Source organism: Streptomyces sp. NPDC058646 (genome assembly GCF_042716875.1).
In the GTDB taxonomy this organism is placed as follows: domain Bacteria; phylum Actinomycetota; class Actinomycetes; order Streptomycetales; family Streptomycetaceae; genus Streptomyces.
Window position 1 is genome coordinate 234176 of sequence record NZ_JBHXRK010000002.1, and the last position, 17459, is coordinate 251634.

General features: G+C 74.3%; 15 protein-coding genes. 7 read left to right on the forward strand and 8 right to left on the reverse strand.

Annotated features, from left to right (window positions below; all coding sequences use genetic code 11):
- Positions 1 to 94: 94 nt before the first annotated feature.
- Together ACFWUZ_RS04530 and ACFWUZ_RS04535 are read right to left on the reverse strand one after the other, a co-directional pair.
- Positions 95 to 3028 (reverse strand): FAD-binding and (Fe-S)-binding domain-containing protein, encoded by a 2934-nt coding sequence (locus ACFWUZ_RS04530; protein ID WP_384366900.1) that lies wholly within the window; start codon positions 3026 to 3028, stop codon positions 95 to 97.
- A 49-nt stretch (positions 3029 to 3077) separates the two neighbouring features.
- Positions 3078 to 3539 carry a MarR family winged helix-turn-helix transcriptional regulator gene (locus tag ACFWUZ_RS04535; protein ID WP_384366903.1) on the reverse strand — a complete coding sequence of 154 codons (462 nt, stop codon included), beginning with the start codon at positions 3537 to 3539 and terminating at the stop codon, positions 3078 to 3080.
- An 86-nt stretch (positions 3540 to 3625) separates the two neighbouring features.
- Here ACFWUZ_RS04535 and ACFWUZ_RS04540 point away from each other — a divergent pair, with 86 nt between their 5' ends.
- Together ACFWUZ_RS04540 and mltG are read left to right on the forward strand one after the other, a co-directional pair.
- Positions 3626 to 5542, forward strand: a complete 1917-nt coding sequence (locus ACFWUZ_RS04540; protein ID WP_384366906.1) for an ABC transporter ATP-binding protein — start codon at positions 3626 to 3628, stop codon at positions 5540 to 5542.
- Between the two features lie 63 nt (positions 5543 to 5605).
- Positions 5606 to 6469 carry an endolytic transglycosylase MltG gene (gene mltG, locus ACFWUZ_RS04545; RefSeq protein WP_384366909.1) on the forward strand — a complete coding sequence of 288 codons (864 nt, stop codon included), beginning with the start codon at positions 5606 to 5608 and terminating at the stop codon, positions 6467 to 6469.
- A gap of 204 nt (positions 6470 to 6673) precedes the next feature.
- On the opposite strand, the gene ACFWUZ_RS04550 is transcribed toward mltG, so the two are convergent.
- From ACFWUZ_RS04550 to ACFWUZ_RS04570, 5 genes are all read right to left on the reverse strand, one after another.
- The gene (locus tag ACFWUZ_RS04550) at positions 6674 to 7759 is read right to left on the reverse strand and encodes an NAD(P)-binding domain-containing protein (RefSeq protein WP_384366912.1); all 1086 of its coding nucleotides are present in this window, start codon (positions 7757 to 7759) and stop codon (positions 6674 to 6676) included.
- 110 nt (positions 7760 to 7869) lie between these two features.
- The gene (locus ACFWUZ_RS04555; protein WP_384366915.1) at positions 7870 to 8370 is read right to left on the reverse strand and encodes a hypothetical protein; all 501 of its coding nucleotides are present in this window, start codon (positions 8368 to 8370) and stop codon (positions 7870 to 7872) included.
- Positions 8371 to 8386: 16 nt separating this feature from the next.
- Entirely contained in the window at positions 8387 to 8635 is a 249-nt protein-coding gene (locus ACFWUZ_RS04560; RefSeq protein ID WP_384366918.1) for a hypothetical protein, read from the reverse strand.
- Between the two features lie 229 nt (positions 8636 to 8864).
- Complete coding sequence (locus ACFWUZ_RS04565; RefSeq protein WP_384366921.1) at positions 8865 to 9542, reverse strand: HAD family hydrolase; 678 nt, start codon at positions 9540 to 9542, stop codon at positions 8865 to 8867.
- A 45-nt stretch (positions 9543 to 9587) separates the two neighbouring features.
- Positions 9588 to 10067 carry an Lrp/AsnC family transcriptional regulator gene (locus tag ACFWUZ_RS04570; RefSeq protein WP_384366924.1) on the reverse strand — a complete coding sequence of 160 codons (480 nt, stop codon included), beginning with the start codon at positions 10065 to 10067 and terminating at the stop codon, positions 9588 to 9590.
- A gap of 190 nt (positions 10068 to 10257) precedes the next feature.
- Here ACFWUZ_RS04570 and ACFWUZ_RS04575 point away from each other — a divergent pair, with 190 nt between their 5' ends.
- The 3 genes from ACFWUZ_RS04575 to ACFWUZ_RS04585 all read left to right on the forward strand — a co-directional run bounded on the left by ACFWUZ_RS04575 (position 10258) and on the right by ACFWUZ_RS04585 (position 14412).
- The gene (locus ACFWUZ_RS04575; RefSeq protein ID WP_384366927.1) at positions 10258 to 11814 is read left to right on the forward strand and encodes an SDR family oxidoreductase; all 1557 of its coding nucleotides are present in this window, start codon (positions 10258 to 10260) and stop codon (positions 11812 to 11814) included.
- A 136-nt stretch (positions 11815 to 11950) separates the two neighbouring features.
- Positions 11951 to 13324, forward strand: coding sequence for a cryptochrome/photolyase family protein (locus ACFWUZ_RS04580; RefSeq protein WP_384366930.1), 1374 nt, complete (start codon positions 11951 to 11953; stop codon positions 13322 to 13324).
- 71 nt (positions 13325 to 13395) lie between these two features.
- On the forward strand, positions 13396 to 14412 hold the full coding sequence (locus tag ACFWUZ_RS04585; RefSeq protein WP_384366933.1) for a MerR family transcriptional regulator: 1017 nt from the start codon (positions 13396 to 13398) through the stop codon (positions 14410 to 14412).
- On the opposite strand, the gene ACFWUZ_RS04590 is transcribed toward ACFWUZ_RS04585, so the two are convergent.
- A complete protein-coding gene (locus tag ACFWUZ_RS04590; protein WP_384366935.1) occupies positions 14321 to 14911 on the reverse strand; it encodes an RNA polymerase sigma factor in 591 nt (196 codons plus the stop codon). The two genes, ACFWUZ_RS04585 and ACFWUZ_RS04590, sit on opposite strands and share 92 nt — an antisense overlap.
- 296 nt (positions 14912 to 15207) lie before the next feature.
- Here ACFWUZ_RS04590 and ACFWUZ_RS04595 point away from each other — a divergent pair, with 296 nt between their 5' ends.
- Both ACFWUZ_RS04595 and ACFWUZ_RS04600 read left to right on the forward strand, forming a co-directional pair.
- On the forward strand, positions 15208 to 15801 hold the full coding sequence (locus ACFWUZ_RS04595) for a histidine phosphatase family protein (protein WP_384366938.1): 594 nt from the start codon (positions 15208 to 15210) through the stop codon (positions 15799 to 15801).
- 65 nt (positions 15802 to 15866) lie between these two features.
- The gene (locus ACFWUZ_RS04600) at positions 15867 to 17399 is read left to right on the forward strand and encodes an APC family permease (RefSeq protein ID WP_384366941.1); all 1533 of its coding nucleotides are present in this window, start codon (positions 15867 to 15869) and stop codon (positions 17397 to 17399) included.
- Positions 17400 to 17459 lie beyond the last annotated feature (60 nt).

The following is a 17459-nucleotide window of genomic DNA, read 5'->3' on the forward strand; positions in this document are numbered from 1 at the left end:
CCTGGTCGCGGCAATCGATTTTCCGTCGTCCGAGGGCTCCGGCGAACAGCCTTGCGGCGGTGGCGTCCCGCGTCGCAGCAGGTCAGAGCCTCGGTCAGGGACGGGTGGCGCGCTCCAGTTCGAGCAGGGCGGAGTAGTAGCTCCGGCCGGTGGCCCGGTCCATGCCCACTTCGCACATCCGGTTCGCCGACAGGTGCGCGTCGAATTCCCGCGCCGTCACCTCCGCGGCCTCACGGGCCGTGGCCGAGGCCGTCAGCTCGGGGTGCAGCATGCCGCGGTCGCCCGCGAAGGCGCAGCAGCCCGCGTCCTGCGGGACCACCACTTCGCGGGCGCACGCCTCGGCGACCGTCCGCAGCTGCGCCTCGTCACCCAGGTGCTGCATGGAGCAGGTGGGGTGGAGCACCGCGGAACCCACCGTGCGGCGGATCTCCAGGCGGGGCAGCAGCTCCTGCGCCGCCCACACGACGGAGTCGAGAATCCGCAGCTCCGCGTGGAGCTCCCGGTTGTCGGGCGTCAGGTACGGGAGCACCTCGCGCGCGAGGCCCAGCGTGCACGAGGAGGCGTCGGCCACCAGCGGCAGCCGGCCGCCGGCCGTCCAGCCCCAGGCGGCCTCCACGATGCGGTTGGCCATCACCCGGCTGCCCTCCTCGTAGCCCTTGGAGTGCCAGATCGTCGCGCAGCAGGTGCCGTGCACGTCGCGGGGGATCCACACGGGCCGTCCGGCCCGCTGCGACACGGCCACCACGGCCTCCGGGAGGGTGGGGCCGCTCCGGTCCGCGGGGCCGCCGAAGATCCGGTTGACGCAGGCCGGGTAGTACACGGCCGAGGCGCCCGCCCGCCCGGTGGCGGGCAGGGGGCGCGCGGCGGCGGGGATCTGGGGCAGCCACTGCGGTACGAGGCCGGGTCGTACGGCCCTGCGCGCGGCGCCCGTGACCGCTTCCAGCAGGTGGTCCCCGACCCGGTCGCCGATCTTGCCGGCGGCGGCCACGGCCAGCCGGGCCGCCGCCTCGACGGCCCCGAAGCGGCGCGCGGCCACCGCGGCCGCGCGCTCCTGGCGCGGGCTGTGCCGCCGGTGCCGGAAGTCCTTCATCAGGGCGCCGGTGTCGATGCCGACCGGGCAGGCGAGCCTGCAGGTGGAGTCGCCCGCGCAGGTGTCCACGGCGTCGTAGCCGTAGGAGCCGAGCAGGGCGTCCAGTACCGGGGAGCCGGGCTGCTGGCGGGTCATCTCGCGGCGCAGCACGATCCGCTGGCGCGGCGTGGTCGTCAGCTCCTCGCTGGGGCACGTCGGCTCGCAGAACCCGCACTCGATGCACGGGTCGGCGACCGCCTCCACCTGCGGGATGGTCTTCAGACCGCGCAGGTGGGCCCGCGGGTCGCGGTCGAGGAGGACGCGCGGGGCGAGCACCCCGTCCGGGTCGAGGGTCCGCTTCGTGCGCCACATCAGTTCGGTCGCCTCGGGGCCCCACTCCAGTTCCAGGAAGGGGGCCATGTTGCGGCCGGTGGAGTGCTCGGCCTTCAAGGACCCGTCGAAACGCTCCACGGTGAGCCGGCAGAACGCGTCCATGAAGGCCGCGTAGCGCTCGACGTCGGCGGGCAGGGCGGCGTCGAAGGCGAGCAGGAAGTGCAGGTTGCCGTGGGCCGCGTGACCGGCCACGGCCGCGTCGAACCCGTGCCGCGCCTGGAGTTCGAGGAGCGCCTCGCAGGCCTCGGCCAGCCGGGACGGCGGTACCGCGAAGTCCTCGGTGATCAGGGTGGTGCCGCGGGCGCGGGCGCCGCCGACCGCGGTGACGAAGGCCTTGCGGGCCTTCCACCAGCCGGCGATGGTTCCCGCGTCCCGGGTGAAGGCGTTCGTGACGGATGCCACCGGGGAGACCAGGTCGAGGCCGGCGAGGGCCTCGGCCGCCCGGCGCTCGTACACGGCCCGGCCGGCTGCGTCCGGAGCCCGGAACTCCACCAGCAGGGCGGCCGTCCGCCCGGGCAGGTCCGCCCAGTCGGCGGGGACGCCCGCCACGCTGACGGAGGCGCGCAGGGTGTTGCCGTCCATCAGCTCGACGGCGGCCGCCCCGGCCTCGTTGAACCGGGGTACGGCGGCCGCCGCGGCGGTGAGGGACGGGAAGAAGAGCAGGGCGCTGGTCAGCTCGCGGTCCAGCGGCAGGGTGTCGAAGACGACCTCGGCGATGAAGCCGAGGGTGCCTTCCGAACCGACCATCAGCCCGCGCAGGATCTCCACGGGGGTGTTCCCGTCGAGGTAGGCGTCGAGCCGGTATCCGGTGGTGTTCTTGATCTCGTACTTGGTGCGGATCCGGGCGACGAGTGCCGGATCGGCCTCGATCTCCCCCTTGATGTCCATCAGCCCGCGGCACAGCGCCGGTTCGGCGCGTGCCAGCTCCTCGTCGGCCAGCGGGTCGGCCGTGTCCACCACGGTGCCGCCGGGCAGGACGAGGGTCAGGGAGGAGAGCGTGCGGTACGCGTTCCTCGTGGTCCCGGCCGTCATGCCCGAGGCGTTGTTCGCCACCACCCCGCCCAGGGTGCAGGCGAGGGCACTTGCCGGGTCGGGGCCCAGGATCCGGCCGTGGCGGGCGAGGGCGGCATTGGCCCGCACGACGGTGGTGCCGGGCCGGATGCGGGCGAGCCGTCCCCCGTCGAGCAGCTCGGTCCCGGCCCAGTGGCGGCGTACGTCGACGAGGATGTCCTCGCCCTGGGCCTGCCCGTTGAGCGAGGTCCCGGCGGCGCGGAAGACGACGTCGCGCTGTCTGGCGCGGGCGTACGAGAGGACAGCGGAGACGTCGTCGATGTCCTCGGCGACCACGACGACCTGCGGAACGAAGCGGTAGGGCGAGGCGTCCGACGCGTAGCGGACGAGGTCCGAGACCTTCCACAGCACCTTCCCGGCGCCCAGCAGCTCGCACAGTTCGCTGCGCAGCGGCTCCGGCGTGCCGGCCGACCGGTGCGCGGGCACCCGGTCGGGGGCGGGTCGGGCGGTGCCGTGCGGGAGCAGGGTCCCCGGGTCCGGTTCCAGCAGCGGCATGTGCGACCCCTCGCCTGTTCGCGGCCGGCGCGGTCACCGCGCGGCCTCCTCAGCAGCGGCGCTCCGCGGGGGCGTCCGTCAGAGCGTCCAGCAGGCCGCCGAGCACCTCGCGCTGGTCGGCGGTCAACGGAGCCAGGATCTCCTCCGCCGCGTCCGTCCGCGCGTTGCGCAGGCGGCGCAGCGTGGCGCGGCCCGTGTCGGTGAGCTCGATCCTTATGACCCGCCGGTTCGCGGGGTCGGGCACGCGCCGTACGCACCCGGCCGCCTCCAGCCCGTCCACGAGGGTGGTCACGGCGCGCGGCACCACTTCGAGGCGGGCGGCGAGGTCCGCCATTCGGGGGGGCTCCCCGCCGTCGACGTGCGAGACCAGACGCAGCAGCCGGGACTGGGCCGGAGTGATGCCGAGGGGCTCCAGATGGCGCTTCTGGATGCGGTGGAGCCGCCGGGTCAGGCGCAGCAGCTGCTCCGCGAGCACGCCGTCCGTGGTGTCGGTCTCGGGGGAGGTCCTCATACTGGAAAACAGTATCAGGACCAGATTCATAGTGAGCATAGGTAACAATGAGCTATGCTCATTCGAGTCTCGTCGGAAGGAGGCCCATGCGCCCCGAAGAACCGAATTGGATCCCATCGAAAGAATCCCTCGACCCCACGCGCCCGGATCCGGCGGAGCGGCCGCGGGAGCTGCGCCGCATCGTGGGTCTCTTCCGGCCCTACCGCGGCCGGCTCGCCGTCGTCGGCCTGCTCGTCGGCGCCTCCTCGCTGGTCGGCGTCGCCTCGCCGTTCCTGCTGAAGGAGATACTCGACGTCGCGATCCCGCAGGGCCGCACCGGGCTGCTCAGCCTCCTTGCGCTCGGCATGATCCTCACGGCCGTCGTCACGAGCGTCTTCGGCGTGCTCCAGACGCTGATCTCCACGACCGTCGGCCAGCGCGTCATGCACGACCTGCGCACCGCCGTCTACGCCCAGCTCCAGCGGATGCCGCTGGCCTTCTTCACCCGGACGCGCACCGGCGAGGTGCAGTCCCGCATCGCCAACGACATCGGCGGCATGCAGGCCACCGTCACCTCGACGGCGACCTCCCTGGTCTCCAACCTCACGGCCGTCATCGCCACCGTCGTCGCCATGCTCGCCCTCGACTGGCGGCTCACCGTCGTGTCCCTGCTCCTGCTGCCCGTGTTCGTGTGGATCAGCCGCCGGGTCGGCAGCGAGCGCAAGAGGATCACGTTCCAGCGGCAGAAGCAGATGGCCGCCATGGCCGCGACGGTCACCGAGTCCCTGTCGGTCAGCGGCATCCTCCTGGGCCGCACCATGGGCCGTTCCGATTCGCTGACCTCCGCGTTCTCCGAGGAGTCGGAGAAGCTCGTCGGCCTCGAAGTGCGCTCCAGCATGGCCGGGCGCTGGCGCATGTCCACCATCGGCATCGTGATGGCCGCCATGCCCGCGCTCATCTACTGGGCCGCGGGCATAGCCCTGCAGTCGGGTGCCCCGTCCCTCTCCGTCGGTACCCTCGTCGCCTTCGTCACCCTCCAGCAGGGACTCTTCCGGCCCGCCGTGAGCCTGCTGTCGACCGGGGTGCAGATCCAGACCTCGCTCGCCCTGTTCGCCCGCATCTTCGAGTACCTCGACCTGCCGGTGGACATCACCGAGCGCGAGGACGCGGTACGGCTGGAGCGGGCCCGGGGCGAGGTCCGGCTGGAGGGCGTGGACTTCGCCTACGACACCAAGCACGGGGCCACCCTGAAGGGCATCGACATCACGGTCCCGGCCGGCGGTTCCCTCGCCGTCGTCGGCCCGACCGGCTCCGGCAAGAGCACGCTCAGCTACCTCGTGCCCCGGCTCTACGACGTCACCGGCGGCCGGGTCGCCATCGACGGCGTGGACGTGCGCGACCTCGACTTCGACTCGCTGGCCCGCTCCGTCGGGGTGGTCTCCCAGGAGACCTACCTCTTCCACGCCTCGGTCGCCGACAACCTGCGCTTCGCCAAGCCCGACGCCACCGACGAGGAGATAGCCGAGGCGGCCCGGGCGGCCCAGATCCACGACCACATCGTGTCCCTTCCCGACGGGTACGACACCCTGGTCGGTGAGCGGGGCTACCGCTTCTCCGGCGGGGAGAAGCAGCGCCTGGCGATCGCCCGGACCATCCTGCGGGACCCGCCGGTGCTGATCCTGGACGAGGCCACCAGCGCCCTCGACACCCGCACCGAGCACGCGGTGCAGCGGGCGATCGACAACCTCTCCGCGGGCCGTACCACCATCACCATCGCCCACCGCCTCTCCACCGTCCGCGATGCCGACCAGATCGTGGTGCTGGACGGGGGGAAGATCGCCGAGCGCGGTACGCACGAGGAACTGCTGGAGGCGGACGGCCGGTACGCGGCCCTGGTGCGCCGGGACCGGGAGGCCGCACTGCCCGCGGAGGCGGACCCGTCCAGGGCTCCGGGGTCCGCGTCCGAGCCGGTGCCGAAGTCGGAGCCGGAGCAGGGGACCCGGTTCGCTCCGATGAATGTGTGATCGTATGACGGGCGGACGAGTCGGTTGCCGGAAATGTGATGGTTCGCGGGTTAGCGTTCCCGCATGGGTCATGAGTACCGGCCGCCGCAGCGCCGTTTCCGGCTCACCCGCCGGGGCCGGCTGGCGCTCCTGTTCGGCACGCTCCTCGCGCTCGGGGTGATCGTCCTGATACCGCTGCTGCGCGGTGCGGAAGAGCGCGAGAAACCCCGCCACCTGGTGATCCCCGAAGGCTGGCGGGCCCCCCAGGTCTACGCCGCGGTCGACCGCGAGCTGAAGCTCCCTGCAGGTTCCGCCAAGGCCGCCGTGGCCACCGCCGGACTGGCGCTGCCCGCCGAGGCCAAGGGCAATCCGGAGGGGTACCTCTTCCCGGCCGCGTATCCGGTGACCTCGAAGACCACCCCGGCCGCCCTCCTCGCCTACATGGTGCGGACGGCGAACCAGAAGCTGGCCACCCAGGCCGTGGCGGACGGCGCCAAGGCCCACGGGATGACCCCGTACCAGACGGCCACCCTCGCCAGCATCATCGAAGCTGAGGCCGACCGGCGCGCCGACATGGGCAAGGTCGCACGGGTGGTGCACAACCGGCTGGCGAAGTCGATGCCGCTGCAGATGGACTCCACCCTCAACTACGCGCTGAACCGCAGCATGGTGGACACCACGCTCGCCGACACCCGGATCGACAGCCCCTTCAACTCGTACGTGCGCCAGGGCCTGCCCCCCACCCCGATCGACAGCCCCGGGCTGGAGGCGATGGCGGCCGCGGTGGCGCCGACGCCCGGCGACTGGCTGTACTTCGTCACCGTGAAGCCGGGGGACACCCGGTTCTCCGTGACGTACGAGGAGCACAGGAAGCACGTGGCGGACTTCAACCGGATCCGTGCCACCGGGGGTTCCCCGGCCCTCCCGGGGGCGGCCCCCGGGAAATGAGGAGCGGTCCGTCCCGCGCCGGTCCGGCTGCGTGTACCCGACGCCCGGAGCCCGCGACGCGGACACCCCGGACCGGGAGTTCCCCGTCCAGGCGCCGGCGCCGCAGTGAGGGCGCCGACGGGCGGCAGCACGGACGGGCAGCACGGGCAGCGCAGGCCTGGCAGCACGGAGCGGCAGCGCAGACCGGCAGGCCGGGCCCTGCGTTCAGGCCGGCACGGCCGCGGCGTCCTCCCGGGACAGCAGCCGGCGGATCGCCCGGACCGCGGCGCCACCCGCACGGTTGGCGCCGATGGTCGATGCCGAGGGGCCGTAGCCGACGAGGTGGATCCGTTCGTCCCGTACGGCCCTGGTCCCCTCGACGCGTATGCCACCGCCCGGCTCGCGCAGGTGCAGCGGTGCCAGGTGGTCGACGGCCGCGCGGAAGCCGGTGGCCCACAGGATGACGTCCGCGTCCACCCGCCGGCCGTCCGCCCAGACCGCGCCGGTGGGGGTGATCCGGTCGAACACGGGCAGGCGGTCCAGCACCCCGGAGGCCAGCCCGGCGCTGACGGCCTCGTTCAGGGGGAGTCCGGTGACGCTGACCACGCTCCGGGGCGGCAGCCCCCGGCGCACCCGCTCGTCCACCAGGGCCACGGCGGCCCGCCCTTCGGCCTCACCGAAGCTCCCGTCGCGGAAGAGCGGGGGCCGCCGGGTCACCCAGGTGGTCCCGGCCGCCACCTCGGAGATCTCCAGCAGGTGCTGGACCGCCGAGGTCCCGCCGCCCACCACGATCACCCGGGCACCGGCGAACTCCTGGGGGCCCGGGTAGTTCGCGGTGTGCAGCTGGCGCCCGCGGAAGGTCTCCTGGCCCGGGTAGCGCGGCCAGAACGGCCGGTCCCAGGTTCCCGTGGCGTTGATCAGGGCGCGCGCGGACCATGTGCCGGCGGAGGTCTCCACCTGCAGCCGGCCCCCGGCTCCGGCCGCTCCGCCGCGTACGGCCGTGACGTCCACGGGGCGTCGGACGTGCAGGCCGAAGCGCCGTTCGTACGCGGCGAAGTACGCCGGGACCACCTCGGAGGACGGCCTCCGCGGGTCGGCGCCGGTGAGTTCCATGCCGGGCAGGGCGTGCATCCCGTGGACCTTGCCGTACGTCAGGGAGGGCCAGCGGAACTGCCAGGCCCCGCCGGGGCGCGGCGCGTGGTCCAGCACCACGTGGCCGATCGCCGCCCGCGTCAGGTGGTACGCACTGGACAGGCCCGCCTGCCCGGCGCCGATCACCACGACGTCCGTCTCCGCCACGTCCCGCGCCATATCGTTCACGGTTCTACCAACTCGCGGGGGTCGCGGGATCTTCCCCACCGGGACACCCGCCGCGGATCGCCGCGCAGGGCGTGCCGGTGGGACGGGGGTGCCCGCGCCGTTCAGGCCGACGCGGCGATCCAGGCCGCCAGCTGTTCCGGTGTGGTCGTCGGATCGGCGACCAGCGTGGCGAGTTCGTCCTCCTGGAACGTGGCCGTGGTGACCGCCGGGCAGCGGTGGCAGGCGTCCACACCCGACTGCTGCCACCACTGGCACCGGGCGCGCAGGTGGCACCGTGGGAGCGCGCGGGCGTCCGCCGGGGGCGGCAGGGTCAGGACCCTCTCCACCAGGGCGCAGTCGTCGCCCCTCCGGTTGACGCAGGCGGAGACGCAGTGCGAGGCGAACCGCAGGACCCGGGTCGGCGCGATCCCCTCGGGGAGGGTGCCCAGTACCTCGGACGCCGGTACCGGGTCGGCGAGGTAGGCCACCCGGCCGCCCTCGCCCGACCGGACGCCGAGGACGAGCGACTCCGGGGCCCTGGCCTCGCCGCTCGGGCACCAGGTGACGGGCGATGCGCCCGCCGGCGCGTCTGCGGACGTCTCTGCTGACTGCTCGCTTCCCACGGTGCTCACCCGCCCGTCAGCCGTCGATCGCGTCGTGCGACTCGAGCACCTCACGGCCCACGGGGCCGCCCAGAGTGCCCTGCAGCCCGGCGGCCTGCTCCTGCTCCACCGCCTGCGCGAGGCTCTCGTGCAGCTGCTCCACGGAGGTGATGCGCTCGGGGGAGGACGGGGCCGCGTTGGCCACCCCGACCGCACCGATCGCGATCCCCGCGGCCATCACCACCGCGGCGCCACCGGCCGCCAGCTTGTTCTTCTTCGGATTCATCAAGGCCTCTCCTCGTGCGGAGCGGCGGTGCCCGCCGCTGTTCCCGGACCGAGGGTAGGAGCGGCCGGCGCCGCCGAGAGGCAGTTCACGGGGGCAGTCGGACCCTGCCGGTGGCCGCGGTGAGCGGGGCTGCCGCAGGGCCCCGGCGCCTGCCGGCCTGGTCGGGCGCCCGCTGCGGACGGAGCGGGCCCCCCGGAGGCGAGTCGGTTCCGGGCCGCGCCGACGGCCCTCAGCCCTCCCGGCGCGCGAGCAGCCAGTCGTACGCCGCGTCCGCGCTGAACCCGCACTGCCCCGCGGGGAAGAGCAGCCCGGCGCCCGCGAAGGCGGGATCGTCCGCCGTCGCCGCCACGTAGGGGACCGCCACGCAGTCCATCCCCGCGGCGCGGGCGGCCAGCGCCCCGGGCGCCGCGTCCTCGACGACCACGCAGTCGGCGGGCCGCGCACCCAGCCGGCGTGCGGCCTCCAGGAACACGTCCGGGGCGGGCTTGCCGTGCTCGACCTCCTCGGCGGACACCGCCGTGGTCAGCACGGCGTCCAGGCCGGTCCCGGCCAGCACGGCGTCGATCGCCTCGCGCGAGGAACCGGAGGCCACGGCCATAGGCACCCGCTCGGCGTACAGCCGCTCCACGAACTTCCGCATCTGCGGGAAGACCTCGGTCCCGGTGCGGGCCAGCTCCAGGTAGGCCGCGTTCTGCTCGGCGAGCAGCTGCTCCACCGGCGCCCGGATCCCGTACCGCTCCTTCAGGATCTCCAGCGTCTCCAGCGTTCCGATGCCGATGAACCGGGAGTGCTGCTCCCAGGTGAACTCCGGGACCCCGTGCCGCTCCAGGGTGCGGCGCCCGGACTCGTAGTAGTTCGGCTCGCTGTCCACGAGAGTGCCGTCGAGATCGAATATGACGGAGATCATCCGCTGCGCCCGTCCTGCCGGCCGTGTCCTGACCCATGCATTTTGTCAGGTTTTGCGGGCTGCCCGTCCCACGGACTCGACCAGCGGCAGCAGCCGGTGGGCGACCCGCTCGCGCAGGGCGACCTCGGTCCGGGTGCGGACCACCCCGGGGAGGCGGATCAGCCGCTGGATCACGTCCTCCAGATGCGCGTTGTCCCGGGCCGCCACCCGGGTCAGCAGGTCTCCGCCGCCGGTGATCGAAAAGGCCTCGATGATCTCGGGTACGGCGGCCAGCGCATCGCCGACCTCGTCCAGGTGCCCCTGGGTGACCTCGATGTGCACGAAGGCCAGCACCGGGTGTCCGAGCGCGGCGGGGGACAGTACGGGCCCCGTCCCGGTGATCACCCCGGTCCGCTCCAGCCGGTCCAGCCGGGCCTGGAGGGTGCCGCGCGCGACACCGAGGAGCCGGGCGTACTCGCGGACGCTGGTGCGCGGCTGCTCGATCAGCAGGCGCAGGATTCTGGTGTCGAGCTCGTCCACCGCCATGCCGCGACTGTACCAATGGCCCAGACCATGCGGACCGTGGTGTGGTGGGAGGGTGCGGGCACCCGCCCGCCCTGCGGCGGACCCAGCCGGTCGACGGACGCCGTGGACACATCCGGGCGGCGCATCCGATCCCGCCGGCCGGCGGGAAGCCCGTACGGGACCACTGAGCGCGCGAGGAGCGGAGACGACCATGACGGGCCTGAACTGCCTGGTCACCGGAGCCACCGGCTACATCGGAGGGCGGCTGGTGCCCGAACTCCTCGACGCGGGGCACCGGGTCCGCTGCCTGGCCCGCTCCCCTCAGAAGCTGCGCGACCACGCCTGGGCCGGCCGCGCCGAGGTCGTCCGCGGCGACGTCACCGACCCCCGGTCCGTGGCGGACGCCCTCCAGGGCATCGACGTCGCCTACTACCTGGTCCACGCCCTCAGCTCGGGCCCCGGATTCGAGGAGCGCGACCGCACCGCCGCCCGCGTCTTCGCCGAGCAGGCCCACGCCGCCGGGGTCGGCCGCATCGTGTACCTCGGCGGGCTCACGCCCGAGGGCATCCCGCACCGCGAACTCTCCCCGCACCTGCGCTCCCGGGCCGAGGTCGGCGAGATCCTCCTCGCCGCAGCCGTACCGGCCGCGGTGCTGCGCGCCGCCGTCATCATCGGCTCCGGCTCCGCCTCCTTCGAGATGCTGCGCTACCTCACCGAGCGGCTGCCCGTCATGGTCACCCCCAGCTGGGTCTCCACCCGCTGCCAGCCCGTCGCCGTCCGTGACGTCCTGCGCTACCTCGTCGGCTGCGCCGGCCTGCCGCCCGAGGTGAACCGCACCTTCGACATCGGCGGGCCGGACGTGCTGACGTACGAGGAGATGATGCGCCGCTACGCCGTCGTCGCGGGGCTGCCCCACCGGCTCATCCTGCGCGTCCCGATGCTCACCCCGCGGCTGTCCAGCCACTGGATCGGCCTGGTCACCCCGGTACCGCGGGCCCTGGCGCGGCCGCTCGCCGAGTCCCTGCGGCACGAGGTCGTCTGCGCGGAGAACGACATCGCCCGGTACGTCACCGGCCCGCCCGGCACCCCGATCGGCTTCGACCAGGCCCTCGACCTGGCCCTGCGGCGCGTACGGGAGGCCGACGTGGTCACCCGCTGGTCCTCGGCCTCGCTTCCCGGCGCGCCGAGCGACCCGCTGCCCACCGACCCCCACTGGGCCGGCGGCAGCCTCTACACGGACCAGCGGGAGCGGACCGTGGACGCCCCGGCCGGTGCGCTGTGGCGGGTGGTCGAGGGCATCGGCGGCGAGAACGGCTGGTACTCCTTCCCGCTGGCCTGGTCGGTACGGGGCTGGCTCGACCGGCTGGCCGGCGGGGTCGGCATCCGCCGCGGCCGGCGCGACGCGGCCCGGCTGCGGGTGGGGGACTCCCTCGACTTCTGGCGGGTGGAGGAGATCGAACCGGGCCGTCTGCTGCGCCTGCGCGCCGAGATGCGGCTGCCGGGCCTGGCCTGGCTGGAGATGTACGTGGACCCCGACCCGGACGCCCCGGCCCCCGGTACGGCCGAAGCCCCGGCCCCGGGCACCGGAGGGACCACCGCCCCGGCGCCGGGCCGTGCCCGGTACCGGCAGCGGGCGCTCTTCCACCCCCACGGGCTGCTCGGCCACCTCTACTGGTGGAGCGTGTCCCCCTTCCACGCCGTCGTCTTCGGCGGCATGGCCCGCAACATCGCCCGCGCCGCCGAGCACCTGGACGCCGAAACCCCCTGACCGGCCGGGTCCGAGGCAGCCCCCGCCGGCCCCTGCCCCACCGGCGGAGCCGGCCCGCATCCGGAAGACCGCCCCCGGCCGAAGTACCCGACGACAGCCGGCCGACCCCCAGCCCCGGAACGCGGAGCGAGAACCCATGAACGTCGCGGTGGTCCTCTACACCTCCGACCTGCGCCTGCACGACCATCCGCCGCTGCGCGCGGCCCTCTCCTCCTGCGACCAGGTCGTCCCCCTCTTCGTCCGGGACCGCGCCGTCGCCGCCGCCGGCTTCGCCCCGCCCAACCGGCAGGCCTTCCTCGCGGACTGCCTCGCCGGCCTCGACGCCGGACTCCGCGACCGCGGCGGCCGTCTCGTGATCCGCTCCGGCGACGTCGTCGCCGAGGTGTGCGCCCTCGTACGGGAGGCCGACGCCGACGAGGTGCACATGGCCGCCGGGGTCAGCGCGTACGCCCATGCCCGCGAGGAACGGCTGCGCGACGCCCTCGAAGGCGACGGCCGCAGGCTGTACGTGCACGACTCGGTGGTCACCGTCCAGGCCCCCGGAGCCGTCCTGCCGGCCGGCTCCGACCACTTCGCCGTCTTCACGCCCTACTTCCGCCGCTGGTCCGAACTGCCCGGGCGGGCACCCGCCGCCGCCCCGCGAGCCGTCCGCGTACCCGCCGGTCCGGGCTCCGAGCCGCTGCCCCGGCGCTCCGACGTCACCGGCGTCTCCCCGGGCCTCGCCCGCGGCGGCGAGAGCGAGGCCCGGCGCCTCCTCACGGACTGGCTGCGCTACGGCATCACCCACTACGAGGACACCCACGACGACCTGGCCGGCGACGCCACCTCCCGGCTCTCCCCGCACCTGCACTTCGGCACCCTCTCGCCCGCCGAGGCGGTCCACGGGGCCCGCAGGGCCGCCGGGCCCGGAGCCGAGGCCTTCGTCCGGCAGCTGTGCTGGCGCGACTTCCACCACCAGGTGCTCGCCGCCCGCCCCCGGGCCGCCGTCGAGGACTACCGCAGCCGCGGGGACCGCTGGCGCACCGGCGCCGCCGCCGAGGAGGAGACCGAGGCCTGGAAGGAGGGCCGGACCGGTTACCCGGTGGTCGACGCGGCCATGCGACAGCTCCGCCACGAGGGCTGGATGCACAACCGCAGCCGGCTGCTGGCCGCCAGCTTCCTCGCCAAGACCCTGTACGTCGACTGGCGGACCGGAGCCCGGCACTTCCTCGAACTCCTCGTGGACGGGGACCTCGCCAACAACCAGCTCAACTGGCAGTGGGTGGCCGGCACCGGTACCGACACCCGCCCGAACCGCGTCCTCAACCCCGTCCGCCAGGGCCTGCGCTACGACCCCGACGGCCGCTACGTGCACCGCTGGGTGCCCGAGCTGGCCGCACTGCCCGCCCCCGGCGTGCACACCCCCTGGCGGCTGCCCGCACCCGAGCGCGCCCGCTACGACTATCCCGCCCCGCTGGTGGAACTCGCCGACGGGCAGGAGCGGTTCCGGCTGGGCCGGGCCGGCGGATGAACGCCGCGCCCCCGCCGCCCGGGCGCGCCGCACCGCCGTCGCGCCGCAGCGCGCCGTCGTAGGGTGGTCGTGTGCAGCCCGAGCCGCCGCAGGACGCCCTCGCCGCCGCGCTGTCCACCGGCGCCGTGGCCCGCCACCTCGGGGTCTCGCCGACCACACTGCGCTCCTGGGAGCGCCGGTACGCGATCGGCCCGGCCCGCCGCGAGGACGGCCGTCACCGCCGCTGGACCCCGCAGGACATCGCCCGCCTGGAGCTGATGTGCCGGCTCACCGCGCACGGCGTACCCCCCGCCGAAGCTGCCCGGGCCGCCCGCGGAACGGCCCCCGCGGGCTCCGCCCGGCCGCCGCAGGGCGGGCCCGGCGGGCAGGGGGCGCTGCCCCTCGGAGAGGTCCGCCCGGAGTGCCGGGGGCTCGCGCGGGCCGCCGTACGCCTGGACGCCTCCGCCGTTCAGGAACTGCTGGAGACCGCCCTCGCGGACCACGGCCTGGTCACGGCGTGGGAGGAGGTCATCGCCCCTACCCTGCACGCGGTGGGCCGCAAATGGGCTTCGGCGGGGGAGCGTTACGTGGAGGTCGAGCACCTGCTGTCCTGGTACGTATCCGGGGCCATGCACCGGATCCGGCCCGCCCCCGGAGCGCCGCGCACCCCGCCCGTGCTCCTCGCGTGCGTGCCCGGCGAACAGCACAGCCTGCCCATCGAGGCCCTGGCCGCGGCCCTCGGCGAACGGGGCCTGCCGGTCCGCATGTTCGGAGCCGCCCTGCCGGCCGAGGCGCTGCGGGACGCCGTACGGCGCACCGGCCCGCGCGCGGTGGTGCTCTGGTCGCAGTCCAGGGCGACCGCCGACCGCGCCCTGGCCCGGTCGGTCGCCGGCATCGAATGGGGCCTGCGCGGCGCCCGCGGGCACTCGGCGCTGCTGCTCGCCGGACCCGGCTGGGGTGCGGGCACCCCCGACCCGCGTACCGGCCGGCTGTTCGGCCTGCGCTCGGGCCTCGACGTCATCGTGGAACTGGCAGCGGGCGGGGCTGCGGCCGGGGGGATTCCAGCGAGTGGCGCAGCACCTGCAGGGCCCGCCGCATATGGCTCTTGACGGTGCCCAGCGGCAGCCCGGTGCGGGCCGCGATCTGCGTCTGGGTCAGGTCCCCGTAGAAGGCCAGGCACACCACGCGCCGCTGCGCCGACGGCAGCCGGGCCAGTTCACCCAGGACCAGGACCCGGTCCAGGACCCGTTCCGGCTCCGGAGCCGGATGTGCGAGCGCACCCAGGTGCGTGCCGAGGCCCTCGGCGGCGCGCGCGGCGGCGGCCGCCGCGCGGATCCGGCGGGTCCGCGCCTCCAGGGCGTCGGCCACCTTGTGCCGGGTGATGCCCGTCAGCCAGGCCCCGAGCCCGCCCGGCCCCGGCCGGTATCCGCGCCGGCCGCGCCAGGCCGCGAGGAAGACCTGCTGGGTCACGTCCTCGGCCTCCCGCTCGTCGCCCAGTGAACGCCGGGCGAGGGAGTGCACCAGGGGCCGCCAGCGCCGGTAGACCGCCTCCACGCAGTACTCGTCGCCCGCCGCGAAACCGGCCGCGACGTGATCCTCGTCGTCCATGGCCCGAGCCTCGCCACCCCGCACCCGCGGGCCAACTCGCAGCGTTTCCGCATCGAATTCCCCGCGGCTCCGGATCCTGCCCATCCGGTGTGCAGCAGCGGCAGTCTCCGTTGTCCCAGGGCCACCAGCGGCACCACCGCCGCCGGCAGCAGGCTCCGGCTCGGCAGACCCGTGACCGCGGTGAGGAGGGCGATCAGCGACGGCCGGCTCGGCGGGGCGGCCTTCATGACGCCCGACGGTGACACGCCCGCCCGGGCCTCCGGCGCCGGCATGCCGCAGGACATAGGCTGCGGAGGGTGAGTGACCTGCTGCTGGTGAGGCACGGCGAGACGGCGTGGAGCGCGGACGGACGGCACACCGGGCGCACCGACGTGCCGCTGACGGCGCGCGGGGTGGAGGAGGCCCTCTCCCTGGCCCCCTGCTTCCGCGACCGGCAGCCGGCCCTGGTCCTGACCAGCCCACTGCGCCGGGCCGTCGCCACGGCCGAGCTCGCCGGACTCATCGGCGGTCTGCCCGATCCGTCCCTCCTCGAATGGGACTACGGCGGCTACGAGGGCGTCACCACCGTGGAGATCCGCCGGACCCGGCCGGACTGGTCCCTGTGGTCCGACGGAGTCCCGCCGGGGGATACGGAGCACCCCGGCGAGAACGCCGCCCAGGTGGGGGCGCGCGCGGACCGGGCCCTGGCCCGTGTCGCCCCCGTGCTCGCGGCGGACGGCGGCGACGCCGTGCTGGTGGCCCACGGCCACTTCCTGCGCGTCCTCACCGCCCGCTACCTGGGGCTCCGGCCCGAGGAGGGCCGGCTGTTCCTCCTGCGGACCGGCACGGTCAGCGTGCTGTCCACGGAGCACGGCCTGCCGGTGATCGCGGGCTGGAACACCCGCCCCTGACGTCCGGCGTCCCCCTGCGGCCGCTCCGCCTCGCGCGGCGGCGGCCGGTGCGTGACGATTCGTACATGGCCCACGACGGTACGGCTGGCGGCGGACCGGACCCCGCGGTCACGGACCCCTCGGTCACGGACGGCACGGGGCTCAAGGCGAACGCGATCGGTTTTCTCGACGCCCTCGTCATCGGCCTGAACTCCACCTCGCCCGCGTACTCCCTCGCGGCCGTGCTCGGCCCGATCGTCGCCCTGGCCGGGATCTACGCGCCGGGCGTCATGCTGGCGTCCTTCGTGCCGATGCTCCTGATCGCCGCGGCCTTCTACTACCTGAACAAGGTCGACCAGGACTGCGGGACGACCTTCTCCTGGGTCACCCGGGCCATGGGCCCCTGGGCCGGCTGGCTCGGCGGCTGGGCCATCGCCATGACCGGCGTCCTGGTCATCGGTTCACTGGCCGACGTCGCCGTCCACTTCGGCCTCCTCGCCGCCGGCCTCGACAGCTGGGCCGCGAACGACGTGATCCGCCAGAGCCTGACGGTCGTGGTGATCCTGGCCATGACCGCCATCTGCGTCATCGGCACCGAACTCTCGGCGCACCTCCAGGACATCCTCATCCTCGCCCAGGTCTTCTTCCTCCTGGCCTTCGCGGTGGTCGCCATCCACCGCGTCTACGCCGGCACCAGCACCCTCGACTCCATCGAGCCGTCGATCACCTGGCTCAACCCCTTCGGGGCCGGCGGCGCCGCCCTGACCGGGGGACTGCTCCTCGGCGTGTTCATCTACTGGGGCTGGGAGTCCGCGGTGAACCTGACCGAGGAGGTCGAGAACTCCGCCACCGCCCCCGGCAAGGCGGGCGTCTGGTCGACCGTGGTCCTCCTGGTCACCTACCTGTCCGTCGGGTTCGCCGTCGTCGGCTACGCGGGGACCGCCTTCCTCGCCGAGAACGCGGCGGAGGAGGAGGCCATCTTCGCGGTTCTGGCCCACGAGGTGATGGGCGGCTGGGACTGGGTCGTGCTCCTCGCGGTCTGCACCTCCGCGCTCGCCTCCACCCAGACCACGATCATCCCCGCCTCCCGCACCGCCCTCTCGATGGCCCGCCGCCACGCACTGCCGCCGCCGCTCGCCCACATCCACCCGCGGTTCCGGACCCCCGACGTGAGCACCTGGTGGGTGGCCGGCATCGCCATCGGCTGGTACCTCGTCGTCAACCAGATCAGCGAGAACGCCCTCCTGGACTCCCTCACGGCCCTCTCCCTGCTGATCGCCTTCTACTACGCGCTCACCGGTCTGGCCTGCGCCGTCTACTACCGCCGCCACCTGCTGGAGAACCTCCACAACTTCCTGCTCATCGGCCTCGGGCCGGTGGTCGGCGCCGGCCTGCTGGGCTGGCTGCTGGTGGAGTCCATCGGGGACATGTCCAACCCGGAGAACTCGGCCGGCGGAGTCTCCTGGTTCGGTCTCGGGCCGCCTCTCGTCATCGGGATCGCGATCTTCCTCGTCGGCCTGCTCGTCATGTGCTCCTGGCGGCTGCGGGACGGCAGGTTCTGGCAGGAGCGGCGCGGAGTGGCGGACCCGGAACTCGTACACGGCAAGAAGAAGCCCTGAGGCCCCGCCTCCCGCGGCCCTTTCCCGAGGCCCTGCGGACGGCCGCGAGAGGAGACCCCG

Excerpts from the sequence above, each read along its gene's own strand:
- ACFWUZ_RS04530 (WP_384366900.1), bottom strand. The coding sequence starts at position 3,028 with ATGCCGCTGCTGGAACCGGACCCGGGGACCCTGCTCCCGCACGGCACC.
- ACFWUZ_RS04535 (WP_384366903.1), bottom strand. The coding sequence starts at position 3,539 with ATGAGGACCTCCCCCGAGACCGACACCACGGACGGCGTGCTCGCGGAG.
- ACFWUZ_RS04540 (WP_384366906.1), top strand. The coding sequence starts at position 3,626 with ATGCGCCCCGAAGAACCGAATTGGATCCCATCGAAAGAATCCCTCGAC.
- mltG (WP_384366909.1), top strand. The coding sequence starts at position 5,606 with ATGGGTCATGAGTACCGGCCGCCGCAGCGCCGTTTCCGGCTCACCCGC.
- ACFWUZ_RS04550 (WP_384366912.1), bottom strand. The coding sequence starts at position 7,759 with ATGGCGCGGGACGTGGCGGAGACGGACGTCGTGGTGATCGGCGCCGGG.
- ACFWUZ_RS04560 (WP_384366918.1), bottom strand. The coding sequence starts at position 8,635 with ATGAATCCGAAGAAGAACAAGCTGGCGGCCGGTGGCGCCGCGGTGGTG.
- ACFWUZ_RS04565 (WP_384366921.1), bottom strand. The coding sequence starts at position 9,542 with ATGATCTCCGTCATATTCGATCTCGACGGCACTCTCGTGGACAGCGAG.
- ACFWUZ_RS04570 (WP_384366924.1), bottom strand. The coding sequence starts at position 10,067 with ATGGCGGTGGACGAGCTCGACACCAGAATCCTGCGCCTGCTGATCGAG.
- ACFWUZ_RS04575 (WP_384366927.1), top strand. The coding sequence starts at position 10,258 with ATGACGGGCCTGAACTGCCTGGTCACCGGAGCCACCGGCTACATCGGA.
- ACFWUZ_RS04580 (WP_384366930.1), top strand. The coding sequence starts at position 11,951 with ATGAACGTCGCGGTGGTCCTCTACACCTCCGACCTGCGCCTGCACGAC.
- ACFWUZ_RS04590 (WP_384366935.1), bottom strand. The coding sequence starts at position 14,911 with ATGGACGACGAGGATCACGTCGCGGCCGGTTTCGCGGCGGGCGACGAG.
- ACFWUZ_RS04600 (WP_384366941.1), top strand. The coding sequence starts at position 15,867 with ATGGCCCACGACGGTACGGCTGGCGGCGGACCGGACCCCGCGGTCACG.